Origin of the sequence: Mesorhizobium erdmanii, from assembly GCF_013170725.1 — a bacterium.
Classification (GTDB): domain Bacteria; phylum Pseudomonadota; class Alphaproteobacteria; order Rhizobiales; family Rhizobiaceae; genus Mesorhizobium; species Mesorhizobium erdmanii.
Map to the genome: position 1 here is coordinate 4,637,994 of NZ_CP033361.1, position 20,639 is coordinate 4,658,632.

A 20,639-nucleotide genomic window follows, 5' to 3' on the forward strand; every position below is an offset into this window, starting at 1 on the left:
CTTGGTTGAACGATGTCGAATGAAGGAAGGGTTCGATCAAGAAAGCTCGATCAGGAAGGCGGCGCGGCGCGGTTCGGGACATCGAAGACCGTGAGTTCCCGGTCCTCGGTGGGGTGACGCAGGCGAAACACGTCGACGCCGAAAATCTCGCGGATCAACTGTTGGGTCAGCGCTTCGCGCGGCGCGGCGAGCGCTTGCAGACGGGCATGGTTCAATACCGCCACCCTGGTGGCGAACGGTGCGACAAGGGCCAGATCGTGCAGGACCGCGATGACCGTCATGCCGAAGCCAGCCACGAGTTCGAGCAGCTCGGCGCGGGCACGTGGGTCGAGATGGTTGGTCGGCTCGTCGAGGAACAGCACTTTCGGCTGCTGTGCGATGGCGCGCGCCAACTGGGCGCGTTGGCGTTCGCCGCCCGACAGCGAACCGATGGTGCGGCCAAGCAGCGGCAACAGGCCGGTCCGGCGCAGCGCGTCGACGACGATATCGCGCTCCTCGCTCCTGCGCCTCAAGCCGGCATGCGGAACGCGGCCAAGCTCGACATAGTCGATCACCGCCAGCCGCGGATCCGGCTGGTCGGTCTGGCCGACGACGGCAATGCACAAAGCCCGCTCGGCGGTCGAGATCCTGTCCAGGCGTCGCCCGCCAAGCTTCACCTCGCCCGAACTTGGCCTGAGCATGCCCGACAGCATGCGCAGCAGGGTGGTCTTGCCGGCGCCATTGGGACCGATGATGGCAAGACGATCGCCTGACGCCACCGACAGGCTGACCGCATGGACCAAGTCCCGGCCATTCGCGATCGCGCAGAGGTCGCGGGCTTCGAGGAGTGCAGTTGTCATCGACGGTCACCTGCAAGCTTGCCCGGCGCCGGGATGCGGGCCAGCGTCTTGCCGGCCAGCCGCGGCGGACGTTGCCCGGAATTGCACCAGCCGTCGGCGAGCGAGGCGTAGAGCCTGGCAAATCGCACCAGATCGCCGGCGTCGGCTTCGGCGTCGATGGACCCGAAAAGATAAGACGCCTTGCCCGGCGCCTGGAATGCCACCGTCAGCGGGCTCGCACAACCCGCCATGCATTCGACGCCTTCGATCGTGAAGCCATACGCCAAGGCGGGCTCGTGGCGGGCCGAAAACCGGGACCGCAAATCGGCGCACAGGCTTGCGCCCGACTTGATGCCGGTCGGGATGTCACGGCAAAGCGTGCACACGATGATGCGATGATCGATGGCGCCGTCCAACTTTCCGTCACTTTCCAAAACTGGCGACGGAAGGATGTTGGCGAGCCGGCCGACAAGACCGACGTCCACGTCTCCTCCCGGCACACCCCGTCCGGTCAACTCAGTGATGGCAGGTCTCCTGGCTCGCGGGTCTCAGCGCAATCCTGCCTTCCCAGCCTTGCCGGCCAGTGGCATGTCGGATCTTGCTCACCGCTTACAGTTGCGGGGGCAGCCACGGTCTCGATCCCTCGGGGTCTCACCGTGTTCCCTTTTCACCCCGTGCCTTTCGGCGCGGGGACCATCACCCGAGCATCGTAGATTTCCGCCGATCGCGCCGCAACGGTTTTCTGCTCCGACCCTCAACACGTCCGCAAGATCAGCAAATTTTGTTATGGTATAACATACCAGAGCAAACGGCGGTGTCAATCCCGGCATCGCAGGCGGTCATCGAAACGTCGGCAGATTTTTAAGAAGGCCGATCGGGATTTCGGAGATCGAAAGGCCGAAGCCGCCAGGGTGGATCGGGCGGATGCATCTCCCAAGGCCGTAAAACTCGACAATGCCGCCCAAAGCAGCGGCGTGCCGCGCTTTCATGCGATGCGGACTTTCGGCGCCGCCAGCGGCTACTCGGTGATGGGCGGAGTTCGAGTGAACCCCGCCCCGAATCGCATAGCTGAAGGGCAGCCGCGCCTACTTGCCTGACATCTGCTTGGCGTTTTCAGCCGTGATCGCAGTGGTGTCGACGGTGACCGTCGGATCCACCGACGAGGCGCAATCGAGCAGAATCTTCTTCGACATCTCGATCGCTTCCTTGGCACCGGTCGGATAGGTGAAGGTCGCCGCCCAGTCACCTTTTGCAACAGCCTCGATGCCGCCGGCCGGCCCCGGCAGGCCGTCCGTGCCGATGATCTTGACCTGCTTGCCCGCCCCCTTGGCGGCAAGCAGCGCGCCTGCCGCCATCATGTCGTTCGAGGCGTAGAGCACCTTGATATCAGGATGCGCCTGGAGCATCGCCGAGAAGGCGGTCTGGGCTTTATCCGGCACCCAGTCGGCAGCCTGCTCGGCCACCACCTGTATCTTGGCATTTTCCTTGACGCCGTCCTTGAAGCCGTTCAGCCGCTCGACTGCCGGGGTGGAACTCGGCAGCCCTTCCAACACGGCTGCTTCGCCACCTTCGGGCAACAAGGTCTTGGCGGTATATTTGCCTGCCTCGAGCGCGATCTTGTAATTGTCGCCGCCGATGAAGGCGGTGTAGTCCTTGCCGGGATCGCCAACGGTCTTGCGGTCGAGTTCGATGACCGGAATGCCGGCATCCATGGCGCGCTTCACAGCCGGCGTCAGCGGCGCTGCCTCGAAGGGCGAGATCAGCAAGATGTCGACCTTCTGGGTGATGAAATTGTCGACCTGCGAGGTCTGCGTGTTGACGTTGCCGGCGCCGTCGGCGATCTGCAGCGTGAAGCCGGGCACTTCCTTGGCCGCCGCGGTCAGCTCGTCATTGACGTGCTGGCGGTAGGGTTCGGCATTGTTGGCCTGCGAGAAGCCGATGATGAACTGGCCGTCCTTGGCGCAGGCTTTCACCAGTGGCTCGGCCGCATAGGCAGTGCCGGCAACGCATAGGCACGAGCCTGCCAGAAGCACGCTTCTGAAAATCGTTTTCATTACTCACTCTCCTCCTCGTCTGGCCGGGGGCCGGACATTTGGTTGACGTCAACATTGCCGTCTCTCCTCCTGTTTGTTGATCCATGTCGTTGTCGCAAAACCGATTTCACTTTTTGCGCGGCATGCATCAACGGCCCAAACCCTCGCGGCGGCGAACGAGGGATTGAAGCACTGCCGCCAGAACGATGATCGCGGCTGTCGCGAGCAGTTGCATGGCGGGCGTGATGTTGTTGAGCTGCAGGATGTTGGCGAGCGCGCCCAGCATGATGGTGCCGGCAACGGTGCCGACCATCGAGCCGGCGCCGCCGAACAGGCTGGTGCCACCAATGACCACGGCGGCGATTGCCGTCAGCTCATAGCCCATGCCGTCATTGGCGCTGCCGAAATTGAACTGGCCGGCATGCACGATGCCTGCCAGCGCCGCGGCAAAGCCGGTGATGGCATAGACCGATATCTTCACCATGGAGACGGGCACGCCGGAGATGCGTGCGGCGCGCTCATTGCCGCCGACGGCGAAAACGTAGCGGCCGAAGCGCGTGGTGTTGAGCACGATGGTGGCGATGGCAGCAAAGACGACGAAGACCAGGGTCGCCACCGGCACGGTGTTGTTGAAGAGCCGCTCCCCGAGCACCGCGAACACCGGCGGCGCCAGGCCCGGCCCCTCGCCATAGGAAATGTTGATGTATTGGTTGCCGGAGACGACCAGCGCCAGACCGCGCGCCGCCTGCAGGCCGGCCAGCGTGACGATGAACGGTTCCAGCCTGAAACGAGTCGAAATGGTGCCCTGGATGGCGCCAAAGACGATGCCCATGACGAGCACCGCGAGGATGGTCGGGATGAGGCCGAAGCCGCCCGAAATCATCATCGATGCGGTGACGACGCTGGAGAGGCCAAGCACCGCGCCGACCGACAGATCGATGCCGGCGGTGATGATGACGAAGGTCATGCCGATGGCGATGATGCCGGTCTCCGACACGGCGCGCACGATGTTGGCGATGTTGTCGGGGTTGAGGAACAGGATCTCTCCATGGCGGCGTGGCGAGAAGATGATGCCGCCGATCGCCACCACGACGAGACCGATCAGGCTCTGGAAGCGCACCACCAGAGCCAGCGGATCGCGACGCACTGGCGCTGCGGCCACCGGGCCGCTTGCCACCGAAATCTTCTGTTCAGACATCAGGCCTCCCTGCCATTTGCCGCGGCCAGCACGGTGTGCTCGTCGACGCCGCCTATGAATTCCGCCACATTGCGCCCCTGGCGCAGCACGACGATCCGGTCGCACAGGCCGATCAGTTCCGGCATCTCGCTGGAGGCGACAAGGATGCCGAGCCCTTGCGCCGCCAGTTGCCGCAGCCGCGCATAGATCTCGCCCTTGGCGCCGACATCGACGCCGCGCGTCGGCTCGTCGAGCAGCAGCAGCCTTGGGTTGCCAAGGATTTCCTTGGCCAGCACCACCTTCTGTTGGTTGCCTCCGGAGAGCGCTCCCACTGCTATGTCCGGGTTCTTCGGCCGGATGTCGAACTGGCCAAACGATTGCTTGATCGCATCCGCCTGCCGGCTCGCCGACATCAGCCCGGCGGGCGAGATGCGGCGGATGACCGACATAACGAGGTTGAGGCCGACCGCCATTCTGAGCATCAGGCCGCTGCCACGACGGTCATCGGTGACGAAGGCGATGCCGGCGTCGCGCGCGGCGCCGATCGAGGACAACTTGGCCGGTTTCCCATCAACCGCGACGTCGCCTTCCCAATGGCCGGCGAGCCCGGTGCCGTAGAGAGCGGACAGCAGTTCGGTGCGCCCCGCCCCCATGATGCCGGCGAGCCCGACGATCTCGCCTGCCCTGACTTCCAGCGAGATGCCGCTCGGCGGCTGCCAGCCGGCGCTTTCCCGGGCGAGCCTGAAGCTGGCATCTTTCAGGCTGAGCAATGTCCGGCCGGCGCTTTGCGCCCGCCGCGGATAAAGCTCGTCCAGCGGCCGACCGACCAGGAGGCGGACCAGTTCTGACTGCGGCGCGTTCGGTTCGGTGACGCCGGCGACCCGGCCGTCGCGCATGACAGTCACGCGGTCGGCGATCTCGGGCACTTCCTCCAGCCGGTGCGAGATGTAGACAATGCCGACGCCGGTCGCGGCGAGCTTGCGCATGATGTCGAACAGCCGCTCGACCTCGCCGACAGTCAGGGCAGCCGTCGGCTCGTCCATGATCAGCACGCGCGACGCATAGGATAGCGCCTTGACGATCGCCACCACCTGGCGCTGGCCGATCGAGAGCTCGGCGACCAGCCGTGCCGGATCGATGGCGAGTTCAATCGCTTCAAGCCGTTTCTTCGCCTCGCGGCGCATGGCCGGCACGTCGAGCAGCCCGCCCGGTCGCATCAGTTCGCGTCCGAGAAAGAGGTTTGCCGCGACGTCGAGCGACGGCACGAGGTCGAGTTCCTGGAAGATGGTGGCGATACCGGCCGCCTGCGCTTCGCGCGGATTGTTGAAGGTGACCGGCTTGCCGTCGATGCGGATCTCCCCCTCGTCCGGCGTGTAGACACCCGACAACAGGTTCATCAGCGTCGACTTGCCGGCGCCGTTCTCGCCGAGCAGCGCGTGAACCTCGCCGGCCTGCAGATCGAAGTCGACGCCACGCAGCGCCTGTACGCCGCCAAAGCGCTTGACCGCGCCGGTAACCGAAAGCAGGGGCGCACTCATGCCGGCCTCGCACAGGATTGACGCACCTGGAGCCGTGCCTTGAGCCGAACGGCGTGAGGTTCGGCGTGGCTGGAGGCGATGCGGGCGCTGAGCAGCGCCGCCGCCTGGCGACCGATCTCGGTGCAGGGCTGCTCGACAAGCGTCAGCCTCGGTTCGAAACAGTCCGCCCATTCAAAATCATCGAAGCCGACCAGCGACAGGTCGCGCGGGATCGAAAGACCCCTTTGGCTGACGGCGCGGACTGCCCCAATGGTGGCCATGTTGTTGCCCGTAACCAGTGCGGTGGGCGGAGCGGCCAACGACAGGATCGCATGCGTCGATGCTGTGGCGCTCGCCGTGTCGACGTTGTCCGGCGAGACATAGTGCGGCAAGCATTCAAGTCCATTGGCCAGGAGCGAGTTGCGAAACGCCTCGATGCGCTCGCGCGTGGTGGCAAGACCCGGCTGGCCGGCAATGTAACCGATGCGCTTGTGGCCGAAGGACGCGACATGGTCGATCAGCGCATGCATCGCCGTCTCGTTCTCGACGCCGATCTGGTCGAAGCGGTCGTCGGCGAAACGATCGATCAGGACACAGGGCAGTTTCTTGTCGGCGAGATAGTCGATCGCGCGCTGCGGTGCGCCTGACGGCGCCAGGATCACCCCGTCGACACGGCGCTGATGAAAGGCGCGCACCACCTGCAGCTCGCGGTCCGGATCTTCCTGCGTATCGGAGAGGAACACCATCAGCCCGAGCCGCGCGCATTCGGCTTCGACGGCGCAGATGATGTCGGTGAAATAGGGATTGGAGATCGCCGAGATGGCAAGGCCGACGCTGTTGGTCGAGGCGACTTTAAGCGACCGCGCCAGTTCATTGGGCTGATAGCCCATGGCCGCGATCACATCATTTATGAGCTGCGCCTTCTCCGGTGAGACAAAGCGGGTGCGGTTGATGACATGCGAGACGGTCGAAACCGACACGCCGGCGCGACGCGCGACCTCAGCCATTGTCGGCATGGCGACTCAAATCGACTGCTGGCAAAGCGCTCCTCCCAGATGACGCGTTCCCGGTCCGCTCTATCGGCGTTGGCAGATTCCATACCGCCATCGAAACGTTTGCGCAATCGCTTCGATGGTTGTTTCCGTTCGATTTTGCGCGCTGCGCAATTTCGATCAAACTGACGTTGCTACGAGGCGCCAGAGTGAGGAGCCAAATGCGAGGAACCCATGAACCCGACCGAGAAAGCTCTGTGGTTCGTTGAAAGCCATCTGCCAGATGCGATTTCGCTCGACGATGTCGCGCAAAGCAGCGGCGTCTCGCGCTTCCATGTGACGCGGGCTTTCGGCGCCGCCACCGGCCGCTCGGTCATGGGTTATATGCGGGCACGCCGCTTGAGCGAAGCGGCTCGCAAGCTGGCCGGGGGCGCGCCCGACATCCTCGCGGTGGCGCTCGAGGCCGGCTACAACTCGCATGAGGCTTTCACCCGTGCCTTCCGCGACCAGTTCGGCACCACGCCGGAACTGGTGCGCGCGCAAGGCTCGACAAAGACACTCGATCTCGTGGAGCCAATTCTGATGGACCAGTCCCTTCTCGCCAATCTCGAACCACCGCGCTTCGAAACCACCCGACCCTTCCTCGTCGCGGGGCTGGGCGAGCGCTACAGCTGCGAAACCAGCGCCGCCATTCCGATGCAGTGGCAGCGCTTCGGCCCCTATATCGGCAACATTCCAGGCGAGACCGGCGACGTCGCCTATGGTGTCTGCGCCAACGGCGACGATGCCGGCAATTTCGACTACATCGCCGGCGTCGAGGTTTCGGACTTTTCCGATCTTCCCAACGAATTCAGCTTTGTGCGCATACCGGCGCAGAAATATGCGGTGTTTGCGCATCGCGAGCACATCTCCACCATCCGCCGCACCGTCAACACGATCTGGAACAAATGGCTGCCGGCCTCCGGCCACGAGATAGCCGACGCGCCGAACTTCGAACGCTACGGCCCAGAATTCGATCCGCGCAGCGGCAATGGCGGGCTGGAGATCTGGATCCCGGTGAAGGGCTGAACGCGTCTCCCTCCCCACTGCGGAAGAAGGGAAGACTAAAGCTTCAGATCCCAGGTCTGGCCAACCAGATCCTTGCCGAAGGAATGGTGAGGCTCTTCCTCGATCAGTTCGAAGCCGGCCGCCTGGTAGATGTGCCGGGCGGCGGCAAGGATGTCGTTGGTCCACAAGGTCAGCGTCTTGTAACCCTTCGCGCGGGCAAAGCCGATGCATTCCTCGACCAGCCGCTTGCCGATGCCGAGGCCGCGCGCCGAAGGCTCGACATAGAGCAGCCTGAGCTTCGCCACCTCGGGTGACTTGCGCACGACGAAGACCGAACCGACGACCTCGCCATCGCGCTCGGCGATCCAGCTGCGCTCCCATTTCGGGTCGAAGGATTTGACGAACGCCGCGAGGATTTCGGCGACCAGCGCCTCATAGGTTCCGTCCCAGCCATAATCCTGCGTATAGAGCATGCCCTGGCGGCGCGTGACCCAGCCGATGTCGCCGACCTGCAGCGGCCTCAGGAAGTAAGGCGCCTTGGTCTCCGGCTTGTCGCCAAGCAGGTCCTGCACGGTGCGCATGGCCTTGACCAGCCGGTCTTGGTCGGCGGGCGCCAGGCGATCGAGCAGCGCCCGCACCTGATCGTGCGAATCCTGGTTGAGCGGCGCGAAGGCCTCGCTGCCCGTCGGCGTCAGAGCAATCGAGGCGCGACGCGCATCGGCCTCGCTGGCGGCGCGCTCGACAAGGCCACGCTCCTCGAATTTCTTCAACAGACGGCTGACATAACCGGGGTCGAGACCGAGATCGCGTACAAGGTCGCTGGCGACCAGCCCATCGCGATGGGCAAGCTCATAAAGCACCCGAGCCTCGGTCAGCGAGAACGGGCTCTTCAGCAGCCCCTCGTCGAGCAGACCGATCTGGCGGGTATAGAAACGGTTGAAGGCGCGCACCGCGTCGATGCGATCCTTGCCGGGGTGATTGTGGACGGTCATGGCATTCTCTCCTGTCTCCGCAGGATCGATCACTTAGTTGACTGAGTCAATAAAATGATGCCGTAGTCCACCACACGATTTCGCGACGGGCCGACGCCAATGACCAGCGCCAGGCTATCCTCATCCCATCGGCAAGACCGGCCAGCGATCGACGATCTTGCCGCCGGAAAGCACCGCTATCGGCCCGAACTGCTGCAGCATGGCCTCGCTCTGCGTCGGTCGCAGAAACGCATAATCACCGGGCTTTGCCACGCAATCGGCAGGCAAGCCCATGAATTGCTGGTTGGAGGAGAGGCCGAGCAGGCCGTTCGCCCTCATACCCTCGGGAAAGGCGGGGTCGGCCATCCATTTGCCGCCATAGAGATAGCAGCCCTTGCGGGGAAACCGGCCGAGCGCCTGCAGCATACGGGTAACGGCCGGTGGAACCGGCAGCATCGGTTCGACCACTTTCAGGATCGGCGTCGCGATGAAGGCCGCCGGCTGGAAACCTTCGAGACCAGCTGTGTCGAAATCACCGGGCAGCACGAAGGCCGACCCCATCGACACTTCATTGGCCATGCCGCCGTGATGAAGCAGCGCGGTCTTGCTGCCGCCAATGTTGAGAATGCCTCGCTGGTGCGCATTCAGGCACGCGACGAAAGCGGCGGCCCGTTCCGAGGCTTGCGCCAACGCCTTGGCCGGCCCACCAAACAGGTCGGGAATGTGCGGCGCGTGCGCCTCATAGGCCATGACGCCTGCGCAGCGCAGCCTCTTATAGGCCGGCAGCATCTTCAACGCCTGCGACAAGTCCTCCGGTTGGGCAAAACCGCCGCGATGCAGCCCAACGTCGATCTCGAAGGCGATGCGCAGTTCGATATCGAGTCCGGCGGCCAGAGCGCCATATTCCGCCAGTCTTTCATCGCTGTCGATCAGCCAGCAGACGCGCGACCAATGGGCTTCGCCCTTCATGAGCACCGCCCTCGCCGCGCTGACCGGCATCGGTTTGCCGTAAAGCAGATCCGCGTCCGGAAACGCTTTCAGCACCGCCTCACTGATCGGCGGATGGAAGGTCATGAAACGGTTGGTGTCGAGCGCTCCGGCGATGTGTGAAAGCAACGGCACGCAAGGCAGCGACTTGTCGACCAGCCGCACGGCAAGGCCTAACGCCAGCTTCTGCTTGACCAAGGCCATGTTGCCATCCAGCCGATCGCGGTCGAGGAGCAAGCAAGGTTGGAAGATGCCGGCTTGGCTCAGCGCATCCGACAGCATTGCGAAATAAGCGCTCATCGTTCGGTGCCCGAGGGATTGGGTTCGATGCCGAACAGGCCGGCCATGTAGGGCGAGACGAAGCGGTTCCGCGGGTCGATGTCGCGGCGCACGGCCATGGCGTCATCCCAGCGCGGATAGAGCTTCTTCAAATCCGCCGCCTTCAGGCTGTGCATTTTGCCCCAATGCGGCCTGCCGCCATATCTGCGGAAGATCGGCTCGGCCGCCTGCATGAACGGCAGCGGATCGCTCGCCGCATCATGGTGGATGGCGATCGAACAGGTCGGCCTGTTGTAGAATGGCGACAGCCAGAACCGATCAGGCGCGACGCTGCGCACCTCCATGGGGAAATAGACTTCGGGGAAGCGCTTTTCGGTCAGTTCGATGATCTCGGCCAGCGCCTTCGGCCCTTCCTCGAACGGAAGGTGATATTCCATCTCATTGAATTTGGTCTGGCGGTCGCTGGCATAGACATTGAGCCAGTCCTGCACATAATCCTCGGCAGGCACCTTCGCGACCGCACCGAGGATCAGCCGGCGGCGCAGCGATGGCAGCCAGGCAAGCCCGGTGCGCAACCGGCGCAGCGTGCGCAAGGAGCCCTCGTCATCCTCGGTCGGGCGCGGAGTGGTCGCCTCGGTGCTGAAGTCGCTGGCGATGAACTGCGCATAGCCGGAAAACGGGATGTAGTAGAACTCGGCCGAGCGGTGCGCAGTCATCATCTTTTCGAAGTCACGCAGCATGTCGGCGATCGGCAGCACCCATTTGCGGCGGCGCAGCCGGTAGGTCGCGATGTTGTTCAGCGTCACTTCGCTCAAGATACCGAAGGCACCGAGCGCGACGCCGATGGCGTGGATCGTGTCCTGGTCTCCCGCCTTGGTGAATTCGCGAACCTTGCCTAGCCCGTCGACGATCTGCACCGTCTCCAATTGCGTGTGATAGGCGCCGAGCGTCGGCCCAGAGCCATGGGTGGCGGTTCCCAGTGCGCCGCCTATCGCCTGGCGGTCGATGTCGCCCATATTGGGCAGGCCCTGGCCGATGCCCTGCAGGATATGCATGAGCGAACCAAGCCGCGTGCCTGCCCGCACGCGGGCCTGATGCTTTTGCGCGTCATGCGAGACCAGCCCTTCCAGTCGCTCAAGGGACAGGATGGTGCCTTGCGATTTCACCAGCGGGGTGAAGGAGTGACCGGCGCCGGCGACGCGCACCGGGCCTGGCGCGGTACGAATGAGTTCACCGAGCTCGCCGGCATCGGCGGGGCTGGCGATCAGCCGTGGCTGGGCGGTGACATAGCCGGACCAGTTGCTCCAGTTGGACATGTTACCTCCGCTAAGCTCGACCATGATTTCTTCTGGAAACCGGCTTCCACTTCGGAATCACGGTCTGGCGCGGCGGCGCCGCGCGACGAGAACGAACAGACCGAGCAGCAGCACGCTGGCGCTAGCGCTGGCGGCAGCGAATTCCGGCACCGGGCGAAAATCCTTGCCGTCGATGAGCAGCGATGCGGCGACCGGTCCGATCGCCAGGCCAAAGAGTTGCGCGGCCGGCACCAGGAGTACGGCAGTGCGGGTGTCGTCCGCCGTTATCGCCAGCCGGATCTGGTAGGGCACGATGAACAGGAGAATAAACCCCATGATCAGCGCGGTAACCGAGAACGTCGAGAGCCCTGGTCCGCTGGCGAGCACCAGCGAAGCGACAAGAGCGACGGTGCCAATGACCGCGATGGCAAGGCGGTAGTCGATGCGTGCCTCGAACGCGGTCGCCGTCATCGCGCCCATGACCTGCACTGCGAGGCTGGCCGAGACAATAAGCCCGACGGTGCGGCCATCGATGCCGAACTGGGCGCCAAGCGGCTCCAGGAACGCCCAGACCGAGCCGAAGAACATGAAGTAGCAGAAGACGCACAACAGCGCGGTAACCGAAGGAACCGTCAGCACATTGGCTAGGTTTTCTTCCTTGGGCAGGTTGGCGTAATCAGCGGGAACGATGAAGGCGACCACGAGCGAAAGGACGCAGACGACCGCAAGAATGAGGAAGCCGCCAGCCGATCCGGCCGCAGGGATGACATAGAGCGCCAGCAGCAGCGCAAGCGCGCATTGCGCCAGCGTCTGCATGGTGACGAAAAAACCACCGATGCGTTCGGCGCGCCGCGAACGGGCGATCAGTTCGGTGGCGACCGCGACAAGGCCGCCTTCGGCAAGCCCAGCCAGGGCGCGAGCCGCCATCAATGCGTTGGCGCCGGCGGCATAGGTCGTCCAGACATTTGCCAGCGCCAGCAGGACCAGGAGGATCGCGCTTTTCCAGCGCATGTTGCGGGCCGACAGCAGCATGGCAACGATCGCCGAGCCGATGGCAATCGCGATCATCTCGGCGGTGGCGACCAGGGCCAGTTCATCACCGCTGACATGGCCCTCGGTGTAAAGCGCGCCGAGCAGGACGGGCTGGAGCCCCAGAATGAGCAGACCGACCGATCCGATCCACAAGGCGGAGGCAAGCTGTCCGCCGGTCGGATTGCCGACCAGCCAATCGCCGCTTCCGGCATGCGCGTCACCAGATGCCAAAGCCGCCTCCCAACGTCCCTTGCCGTGCGCCAAAAAAGCTGACAACCTGTCAGCATTTCAGAAACTGATACTTGATCATATTTTTTGTCAACGACAATTTGGCGGCTCGTGCGAAAGACCGGTGCATGACGGAAGCAAGGCGGACAGCAACTGAGCCGAGGCGCAGGCCCAAGCAGGAGCGCAGCCGTGAGCGCATCGACGCGATCCTGTCGACGACCATGCGGCTGATCGGCGAGAAAGGCATCGATGCCGTCACCATGAAGGAGGTCGGCATGCTGGCCGGCGGGCCGATCGCCACCGTCTATCATTACTTCCCCAACAAGTCGGCGATCCTGGCGATGCTCTATGAGCGGTTTTCGGAAGTCAGCCGTGCGCGATTGACCGCTATCATTGCCGATGTCCGCGAAGCCAAGGACGTCATCGCCGCTGCCGACCGGCTGCTCGACGACTACCACAGCCGCGTCGCCGGCGATCCGGCCATCCAGGATCTGCAGAACGCCATCCAGGCCGACAAGGCGCTCAAGAATCTCGACATCGCGGAAACCCGGCGCCAGGCCAGGATGTTCTGCGACCATGTCATCGCCTTGCTGGAACCGCACAAGCACGAGCAATTCGAACGCATGGTTCTGCTGATCTTCCAGCTCGCCGGCAGCGTGGTGCGCCTGGCGCTTGCCGAGGGCGAGGCCGAGAGCCGCAAGACCATCGAGGACTACCGGTCGATCATCCACACCCAATTGCGGCTGTTTTTGTAGCCCTGGCTATCGTGAGCGAGCTGCGCCGAATGAGAGATGTCGGCTGGCGAGAGTATCAGAACGCGCTATGCGACCTGTCGGATAAGGCCTTCGAAGCCGTCGGCAAGATTGGCATTGCCGGCAGCGAGAAACGCAGAAAGATTGCGGGCGCCACCGGGGGTCTTGTTGGCATCCAGCAGCACCGCCCTGCCCTCATGCATGACGAAATCGAATTTTCCGTAGTCAAAGCCGAGCTGGCGCCTCAGCGCGCGAAGCTCCTCGGGAACCGGTACTGGCTCACGGCGGATCGTGTCGTCGCCCTTGACGAGGCTCTGCGGCGAGACATGGCGGGTGCAGCGCTCGCGCTCGCCGCAGAATATCCAGAAGCGAGCGCCGAAGCCGTCCGACTCCGGCTCTGGAATGAATCTTTCGACGACGAGATCGCTGCGGTCGAAGATCGCCGGCGCAACATCTGAAAGAGATGCATAGACGCTATAACCTTCCATAGTCTCGACGTCGGGAAACGGCTTCGGCTTTCCGGCACGCAGCGATCGCCGGTTGAGCGCCTGCTCACGCATCCCGAGATTGTTGAGATTGCTCTTGACGATGACCGGCCCTTGCCAGTCGTCATCCTTGCCGATCACAGCGCCACTAACGCGTCGCTTGGAGATGTCGGCAGCCCCGATGTTCAGGCAGAAGGGAAAAGCGCGGGCGTATTCGACATATTCGGGTGGCGTCACGGTCGCATCGACGTGCAGCACCGCGATATCGGCTTCCGGCTTTGCCGACGTGCCGGGGATGATGCGGACGGAATGACCGCGTCGCTTCAATTCCTCCAGCAAACCGAAAAGCATATAGGAACTGCCGCGGCGAAATAGCGGGCCGCGCCAGCGTTCGAACCTGTCGAACTCATGAGTAATAACTGCGATGCGTGTCATGCGCCCCCCGCTTGGTCTCATTAGCGTCCTCGATTATAGCTTCTAATACAATGCCGGCTTGGGGGCTGTGGATGACCGACCATTGGAATGCCATTCGAGGGCACTGGCAGTTGCTCGGACCACCGTTGAGGCCGCCGGCGGAAGCGGTTGAGACCTATGAGCGTGAGCTCAACCTTTCGAACGCGCACGTCGTTCTGCTTGGCGTGACGCCCGAACTCGCCGGTCTCGGGGCCACCATGACGGCCGTCGACGAATCGTCCGCCATGATCGCCGGTATCTGGCCAGGCGACACTGCGTTGCGAAAGGCAATCAACGGCCACTGGCTCGACTTGCCGATACCAAACACAAGCGTCGATGCGGTGATCGGCGACGGCTGCCTGTCGGCGCTCGGCCTTTCAACCGAGCGTAAAGCACTGTTTGCGGCAATCGCCGGCGTACTGCGCACCGACGGCCGCGCGGGGCTGCGTCTCTTTGCCGGTCCGGAAACACCGGACGATCCGGCGGAGGTGCGGGCGTTTGCGCTATCGGGCGGTGTCTCGACCTTCCACGAACTCAAATGGCGCGTCGCCATGACCGCGACGGGCGATGCGCCCGACCATGCCATTCCGGTCAGAACGATCGCGGAACGGTTCGATGCTTTGTTTCCTGACCGCGAAGAGCTTTCGGCTCGCACGGGCTGGGACCTGCCCGTCATCGGCACCATCGATGTCTATCGGAACTCGCCGGCCATCTACAGCTTCACGCCGGCGCCTACACTGGTGAGCGAGGCGGAAGCCTTCTTTGGTGATGTCCGCATCGCTTCAACCGGGGGCTATGGACTTGCCGAGCGATGCCCGCTGTTGGTGCTGAGGGCGCCAAGACGCCGAAGATAGCAGGACGCTGTTCAAGCCGAGGCTGGCGCAACCCACGTTTTCTGAAATCGTGGGGCAGGAGAAAAAATTCGCGCGCATCGCAGTCTTCTCGCACCTTGACTCTCTGAGGCCGGCGGCCTATTTCAGCGCCACGTTAGCACTCGTCCTTGGTGAGTGCTAACCACAGCTCCGGCGCCGCCGGACGTTGTAGGTTGTCCGGCTTCGCCGGACGGAGGAACTGTTTCTCACCGTTCTCATTCGAGGAAGAAAAAATGGCAAAGTCGAAGTTCCGCCCGCTTCATGACCGCGTGGTCGTTCGCCGGGTCGAATCCGAATCCAAGACCGCCGGCGGGATCATCATCCCGGATACGGCGAAGGAAAAGCCGCAGGAAGGCGAAATCATCGCCGTCGGCTCCGGCGCCCGCGACGAAGCTGGCAAGCTGGTGCCCCTGGACGTCAAGGCTGGCGACCGCATCCTGTTCGGCAAGTGGTCGGGCACCGAAGTCAAGCTCAATGGCGAAGACCTTCTGATCATGAAGGAATCCGACATCATGGGCATCATCGGCTGATTATCGGCCTCACCGTCAACTGAATTTCGGGCTTACCCCAAGCCCCTGCCAGGAGCTTAAAAATGGCTGCCAAAGACGTAAAATTCTCCCGTGATGCCCGCGAGCGCATGCTGCGCGGCGTCAACATCCTCGCCGACGCGGTGAAGGTGACCCTCGGCCCCAAGGGCCGCAACGTCGTCATCGACAAGTCGTTCGGCGCCCCGCGCATCACCAAGGACGGCGTCACCGTCGCCAAGGAAATCGAGCTTGAGGACAAGTTCGAGAACATGGGCGCGCAGATGGTCCGCGAAGTTGCTTCGAAGACCAACGACATCGCCGGCGACGGCACCACGACCGCGACCGTTCTGGCGCAGTCGATCGTTCAGGAAGGCCACAAGGCGGTTGCCGCCGGCATGAACCCGATGGACCTGAAGCGCGGCATCGATCTGGCCGTCACCGAAGTCGTCTCGGCTCTCGGCAAGGCTGCCAAGAAGATCAAGACCTCCGAGGAAGTTGCCCAGGTCGGCACGATCTCGGCCAATGGCGACGAGTCGGTCGGCAAGATGATCGCGGAAGCGATGCAGAAGGTCGGCAACGAAGGCGTCATCACCGTCGAGGAAGCCAAGACCGCCGAGACCGAACTCGAAGTCGTCGAAGGCATGCAGTTCGACCGCGGCTACCTCTCGCCCTACTTCGTCACCAACGCCGACAAGATGGTTGCCGATCTCGAGGACGCCTACATCCTGCTCCACGAGAAGAAGCTCTCCAACCTGCAGGCGATGCTGCCGGTTCTCGAAGCCGTCGTGCAGACATCGAAGCCGCTGCTCATCATCTCGGAAGACGTCGAAGGCGAGGCTCTGGCCACGCTGGTCGTCAACAAGCTGCGTGGTGGCCTGAAGATCGCCGCCGTCAAGGCGCCGGGCTTCGGTGATCGCCGCAAGGCCATGCTGGAAGACATCGCCATCCTGACCGGTGGCCAGGTCATCTCGGAAGACCTCGGCATCAAGCTCGAAAACGTCGGCCTCAACATGCTCGGCCGCGCCAAGAAGGTGTCGATCTCCAAGGAGAACACCACCATCGTCGACGGCGCCGGCAAGAAGGCCGAGATCCAGGGCCGCGTTGCCCAGATCAAGCAGCAGATCGAAGAGACCACGTCGGACTACGACAAGGAAAAGCTGCAGGAACGTCTCGCCAAGCTGGCAGGCGGCGTTGCGGTGATCCGCGTCGGCGGTGCGACGGAAATCGAAGTCAAGGAAAAGAAGGATCGCGTCGATGACGCCCTCAACGCGACCCGCGCGGCCGTGGAAGAAGGCATCGTTGCAGGCGGTGGCGTGGCCCTGCTGCGCGCTTCGGCCAACATCAAGGCCACCGGCGCCAATGCCGACCAGGCTGCCGGCATCAACATCGTTCGTCGCGCGCTGCAGGCTCCGGCCCGCCAGATCGCGGCAAACGCCGGTGCGGAAGCTTCGATCGTTGCCGGCAAGATCCTTGAGAACAAGGGCGCGACCTTCGGCTACAACGCCCAGTCGGGCGAATATGGCGACATGATCGCCATGGGCATCGTCGACCCGGTCAAGGTCGTGCGCACGGCTCTCCAGGACGCGGCCTCGGTCGCCGGCCTGCTCGTCACGACCGAAGCCATGATCGCGGAGGCTCCGAAGAAGGAGTCGGCTGGCGGCGGCATGCCCGGCGGCATGGGCGGCGGCGGCATGGGCGGCATGGGCGGCATGGATTTCTAATCCAGCTTCCAGCAGCCTTCAGGTACGGAAAGGGCGGCAGCGATGCCGCCCTTTTTCGTTGGCCATTACAGAGAGCGAGCCATGGTGGAGACTCCCTTCGCCGGCATTCCTGAAACGACGGCGCCTTTTTCACGATCCGCGCTATCAAATCGCACTGAGATCCCGCCTTCGTAGGAATGTTCGTTTCCTGTGCAATTTCCCTGCAAAATCAGTAGCTTCGGTTGCACCTTGGCGACGCCGCGAAATTTGTCGGACAATATTTTTTAACACATTCATGATTACTAAAGGATGGGAGCGAGGCGATGTTGCTCCGGCGTGCGGAGTGTCAGGTAACCATCGATGCAGTTTTTCCGGCGATTTTTGCGGAGCCGCGACGGCAACGTGCTGATCATCTCGGCTTTAGTGATGCCGGTCCTAATCGGCATGGCCGCCCTGGTGACCGAATATGGCGCGGGGCTGGTCGAGCGAGCCGACAATCAGCGCGTTGCCGACCTCTCAGCCTATGCGGGCGCCCTCGCCTATAACGTGAACAAATCCACCGACCAGATGACCGCCACCGCCGTCAGCGTCGCGGTGCTGAACGGCGTCCCAGCAGCCAATGTCCAGGTCGGCCTGGTCGCCTCCCCCAAGACGACCGGCGTCAACGCGGTTTCGGTGTCGATCAACACTTATCGGACCCTGTTCCTGGCGCGCGTCCTCAACGACCGCCAGCAATTGCAGATCTATGCCAATTCGGTGGCCGAGGTTGGCGCGCAAGCCCAGACGCCGGGATGCATGCTTGCGCTCGACGGCACCCAGACCGGTGTGACGCTGAGCGGCGGTGCCTCGATCTCGGCGCCGAAATGCACTGTCTCTTCCAACAACACGGTGACCGTCCCATGCGGCACCAGCATTTCAGCGATCGGCGTCAACTACAATTCCGCCGCGGCCCCGAGCCAGCCGTGCAACGGCATCACCGGGCCAGGCGGAGCGGCGGCGGTGATCACCAAGAAATCGACCCCCGACCCACTGGCCGGCAATGCCGCGGTCGCGGCGGCCGTGGCTCGCTTTGCCGCCGTGGCCGCGCTTTCGACAACTGTCGCTCCAACAGCCCCAAGCACTCCCAACGGCAACAACATCGACTTCGGCTGGAACACGGGCCCCACCCAAGGCCAGGCGAACGCGCTCGGCTGCACCGCCAGTTGGGCATCGTCGTCATCGACCTGGACGCTGGACTGCGGCAACAAAACCACGGTTAACCTGGGCACCGTCACCATCGGCGGCGGCATCAATCTCAACTTTGCCACCAGCGGCGCGGCAACAACCGTCTACAATTTCGCCGGCGACCTCACCACCAGTGCCACCACCAATTTTGGGCCAGGCACCTACAATTTCGCCAAGACCCTCACCACGGCTGGAACCACCACTTTCGGGGCCGGCACGTACAATTTCGGCAAGCAGGTAACCACCACCGGAACAACTACCTTTGGCGCCGGCACGTTCAAGTTCGCCAAGGGGCTGACCACCGGCTATGGCACCACGACCTTCGGAGCGGGAACCTTCAAGATCGGAATGAGCGATACTGCCTGCAGCGGCTCGGGACAGGTCAGCATCTGCAACAACGCCACCTTGACCTTTGGCGGACCGAGCATTTTCGAGCTCCCAGGCGGCTATACCAACACCAGCGGTTCGCTCACCTTCGGCTCGGGTACAACCAATTCCTACAAGATCGGCCCCGGCAGCAATGGCGACGCCATCACGCTCGGCGGCGGCTCGCAGACGATCATGGCGGATGCGACCGGCGCCAGCAGCGTTTTCCAGGTGGTCGGCAATGTGAATGGTGGCGGCGGCGGCAGTTGCTTTGTCGTGCCGGCCGCGGCCCAGCACGACATCGAAGGCAACTTCATCGGCTCGGGCGCCATCCTGCTCGGCGCCGGCGTCTACACCGTGGATGGCTATTTCGCGCTTGGCGGCAATGGCGGCGGCAGTGCCAACTGCAATGGCAGCACGATCAGCGTCAGCGGCGCCAATGTGACGCTGGTGCTGTCAGGCAAGGCCAAATCCAGTTCGGGAAGTTGCAATGGCTATGTCTTTTGTGTCGCCGCCGGCTACAGCAATATAGTCCTCACCGCACCGCAGTCGGGAGCAACGGCGAAGCTGGCGGTAATCGGCCCCACCGGCAGTTCCAACACCGGCGGCGCGACCTTCGCCGAAGGCGGCGCCAACGCGCAGATATCGGGCGCATTCTACTTTCCCTACGGCCCGATCATCATGAATGGCGGCTCGAGCGTGCTGGGATCGAAGACCGACACGACCAAGTGCCTGCAGATGATCGGCTCGCGCATCACGCTGTCGGGCGGCACCGCGGCCGGGTCGGAGTGCATCGCCGCCTCGAGCACCAGTGCCAGCAGCAAGGTGAGTCTCGTGCAATGAGAAAGCCGTTCCGTCTCGGTCGCAGCCTGCCCAACAGCGTGCATTCTCGGTTCACGGACTTCCTGCGGCACCAGAAAGCCGGCGTGTCGGCGGTCGAGTTCGCCCTGGTCAGCCCCGTGCTGCTGCTCATCCTGGCCGGAACCGCCGACATAGGCGGCTCGCTGAAGGCCAAATTCGAACTGAGCTCGGCGGTCTCGGCCGGTTCGAACTATGCGCTGCTCAATGGCGACAAGGTAAATTCCTCCGGCGGCAGCGCGCTGGCCAGCAACATAGCGACCGTGGTCACCAGCGGCCTGGGCAGCAATGGCGGCAACATCCAGGTCACCATCAACAACGGTGCGTCGCTTTCGTACAACGCCACCACATCCACGGCCACGCAAAGCGGCACGGCCGCCAATGCCGACCTCTGCTACTGCCCAGGCAGTTCCGGGGCCGTGGCCTGGAGCACCCCGGTGACATGCGGCAGCATCTGCAGCGCCGGCGGCATAGCTGGAAAATTCGTGACGATCATCGCCAGCAAGCCCTATACGCCGATCTTTGGCGGTTTCGGCATCGTCAGCAACGGCAACATCACCGTCCAGGCGGTGGTGCAGCCGCAATGAGCCGTTGCCGATCCTTCCTGAGCGACAGGTCCGGCGCCAACGCGGTCGAGTTCGCGCTGCTGTCGGTGCCGTTGCTGTTGGTGCTAATGGGCACGTTCGAGTTCGGCCGCATGTACTGGGCCCAGCATGTGCTAAATGAAATCGCCGATGCAGGAGCGCGTTGCGCCGGCGTGCTGCAGACCGGATGCACGCAGAACGGCGTCTACAGCGCCGCCGCCACGATCAGCTACATCAGCAACAGGGCGGCAACCGACGGCATTGTGCTGAGCAACGCCAACATCACCGTCAGCAACAATACCACATGCTCGGGCCTCTCCGGCTTTTCCAGCGTCCAGGTTTCCTACACCTTCACGACGGTGCTGCCTGCGTTCCTGACGTCGCTGGCGAATGGCCCGAACCTCAGCGCCAAGGCTTGCTTCCCGAACCAGGGCGCCTGACT

At 63.4% G+C, this 20,639-nt stretch carries 19 protein-coding genes and 1 riboswitch; of the genes, 8 read left to right on the forward strand and 11 right to left on the reverse strand.

Going from position 1 to position 20,639, the window contains the following annotated elements; genetic code table 11:
* Positions 1–50: 50 nt before the first annotated feature.
* The 6 genes from EB233_RS22600 to EB233_RS22625 form a co-directional block, all read right to left on the reverse strand.
* On the reverse strand, positions 51–839 hold the full coding sequence (locus EB233_RS22600; RefSeq protein ID WP_064992189.1) for an ABC transporter ATP-binding protein: 789 nt from the start codon (positions 837–839) through the stop codon (positions 51–53).
* A complete protein-coding gene (locus EB233_RS22605) occupies positions 836–1,234 on the reverse strand; it encodes a DUF1636 family protein (RefSeq protein ID WP_244277829.1) in 399 nt (132 codons plus the stop codon). Before EB233_RS22605 ends, EB233_RS22600 begins: the two co-directional genes overlap by 4 nt.
* Before the next feature lie 92 nt (positions 1,235–1,326).
* Positions 1,327–1,531: riboswitch (cobalamin riboswitch) on the reverse strand.
* 372 nt (positions 1,532–1,903) lie between these two features.
* Positions 1,904–2,872, reverse strand: a complete 969-nt coding sequence (locus EB233_RS22610) for a substrate-binding domain-containing protein (RefSeq protein ID WP_064992188.1) — start codon at positions 2,870–2,872, stop codon at positions 1,904–1,906.
* Positions 2,873–2,999: 127 nt separating this feature from the next.
* A complete protein-coding gene (locus EB233_RS22615; protein ID WP_064992187.1) occupies positions 3,000–4,049 on the reverse strand; it encodes an ABC transporter permease in 1,050 nt (349 codons plus the stop codon).
* Positions 4,049–5,566, reverse strand: a complete 1,518-nt coding sequence (locus tag EB233_RS22620) for a sugar ABC transporter ATP-binding protein (protein ID WP_064992186.1) — start codon at positions 5,564–5,566, stop codon at positions 4,049–4,051. The genes EB233_RS22615 and EB233_RS22620 overlap by 1 nt, the downstream gene beginning before the upstream one ends.
* Positions 5,563–6,561, reverse strand: a complete 999-nt coding sequence (locus EB233_RS22625; RefSeq protein WP_027054921.1) for a LacI family DNA-binding transcriptional regulator — start codon at positions 6,559–6,561, stop codon at positions 5,563–5,565. The genes EB233_RS22620 and EB233_RS22625 overlap by 4 nt, the downstream gene beginning before the upstream one ends.
* A gap of 210 nt (positions 6,562–6,771) precedes the next feature.
* Between EB233_RS22625 and EB233_RS22630 the strand changes: the two genes are divergently transcribed.
* Positions 6,772–7,605 carry an AraC family transcriptional regulator gene (locus tag EB233_RS22630; protein WP_064992185.1) on the forward strand — a complete coding sequence of 278 codons (834 nt, stop codon included), beginning with the start codon at positions 6,772–6,774 and terminating at the stop codon, positions 7,603–7,605.
* A 35-nt stretch (positions 7,606–7,640) separates the two neighbouring features.
* Here EB233_RS22630 and EB233_RS22635 read toward each other — a convergent pair whose 3' ends face one another.
* From EB233_RS22635 to EB233_RS22650, 4 genes are all read right to left on the reverse strand, one after another.
* Complete coding sequence (locus tag EB233_RS22635) at positions 7,641–8,576, reverse strand: bifunctional helix-turn-helix transcriptional regulator/GNAT family N-acetyltransferase (RefSeq protein WP_064992184.1); 936 nt, start codon at positions 8,574–8,576, stop codon at positions 7,641–7,643.
* A gap of 120 nt (positions 8,577–8,696) precedes the next feature.
* A complete protein-coding gene (locus tag EB233_RS22640; RefSeq protein ID WP_064992183.1) occupies positions 8,697–9,842 on the reverse strand; it encodes a DSD1 family PLP-dependent enzyme in 1,146 nt (381 codons plus the stop codon).
* Positions 9,839–11,137 carry a D-arabinono-1,4-lactone oxidase gene (locus EB233_RS22645; protein ID WP_064992182.1) on the reverse strand — a complete coding sequence of 433 codons (1,299 nt, stop codon included), beginning with the start codon at positions 11,135–11,137 and terminating at the stop codon, positions 9,839–9,841. Before EB233_RS22645 ends, EB233_RS22640 begins: the two co-directional genes overlap by 4 nt.
* A 57-nt stretch (positions 11,138–11,194) precedes the next feature.
* A complete protein-coding gene (locus tag EB233_RS22650; RefSeq protein ID WP_064992181.1) occupies positions 11,195–12,379 on the reverse strand; it encodes an MFS transporter in 1,185 nt (394 codons plus the stop codon).
* Positions 12,380–12,504: 125 nt separating this feature from the next.
* Between EB233_RS22650 and EB233_RS22655 the strand changes: the two genes are divergently transcribed.
* Positions 12,505–13,131, forward strand: coding sequence for a TetR/AcrR family transcriptional regulator (locus EB233_RS22655; RefSeq protein WP_064992321.1), 627 nt, complete (start codon positions 12,505–12,507; stop codon positions 13,129–13,131).
* A 65-nt stretch (positions 13,132–13,196) separates the two neighbouring features.
* On the opposite strand, the gene EB233_RS22660 is transcribed toward EB233_RS22655, so the two are convergent.
* The gene (locus EB233_RS22660) at positions 13,197–14,048 is read right to left on the reverse strand and encodes a hypothetical protein (RefSeq protein WP_064992180.1); all 852 of its coding nucleotides are present in this window, start codon (positions 14,046–14,048) and stop codon (positions 13,197–13,199) included.
* Between the two features lie 71 nt (positions 14,049–14,119).
* On the opposite strand from EB233_RS22660, the gene EB233_RS22665 reads away from it, so the two are divergent.
* From EB233_RS22665 to EB233_RS22690, 6 genes are all read left to right on the forward strand, one after another.
* Positions 14,120–14,920, forward strand: a complete 801-nt coding sequence (locus EB233_RS22665) for a class I SAM-dependent methyltransferase (RefSeq protein ID WP_064992179.1) — start codon at positions 14,120–14,122, stop codon at positions 14,918–14,920.
* A 251-nt stretch (positions 14,921–15,171) separates the two neighbouring features.
* Positions 15,172–15,468: a co-chaperone GroES gene (gene groES, locus EB233_RS22670; RefSeq protein WP_006203049.1), complete on the forward strand. Its 297-nt coding sequence runs from the start codon at positions 15,172–15,174 to the stop codon at positions 15,466–15,468.
* Between the two features lie 62 nt (positions 15,469–15,530).
* On the forward strand, positions 15,531–17,186 hold the full coding sequence (gene groL, locus EB233_RS22675; RefSeq protein WP_064992178.1) for a chaperonin GroEL: 1,656 nt from the start codon (positions 15,531–15,533) through the stop codon (positions 17,184–17,186).
* A gap of 405 nt (positions 17,187–17,591) precedes the next feature.
* The gene (locus EB233_RS22680; RefSeq protein WP_244277828.1) at positions 17,592–19,598 is read left to right on the forward strand and encodes a pilus assembly protein TadG-related protein; all 2,007 of its coding nucleotides are present in this window, start codon (positions 17,592–17,594) and stop codon (positions 19,596–19,598) included.
* Positions 19,595–20,200, forward strand: coding sequence for a TadE/TadG family type IV pilus assembly protein (locus EB233_RS22685; RefSeq protein WP_051355460.1), 606 nt, complete (start codon positions 19,595–19,597; stop codon positions 20,198–20,200). The genes EB233_RS22680 and EB233_RS22685 overlap by 4 nt, the downstream gene beginning before the upstream one ends.
* Positions 20,197–20,637, forward strand: coding sequence for a TadE/TadG family type IV pilus assembly protein (locus tag EB233_RS22690; protein ID WP_064992177.1), 441 nt, complete (start codon positions 20,197–20,199; stop codon positions 20,635–20,637). Before EB233_RS22685 ends, EB233_RS22690 begins: the two co-directional genes overlap by 4 nt.
* Positions 20,638–20,639: the final 2 nt, after the last annotated feature.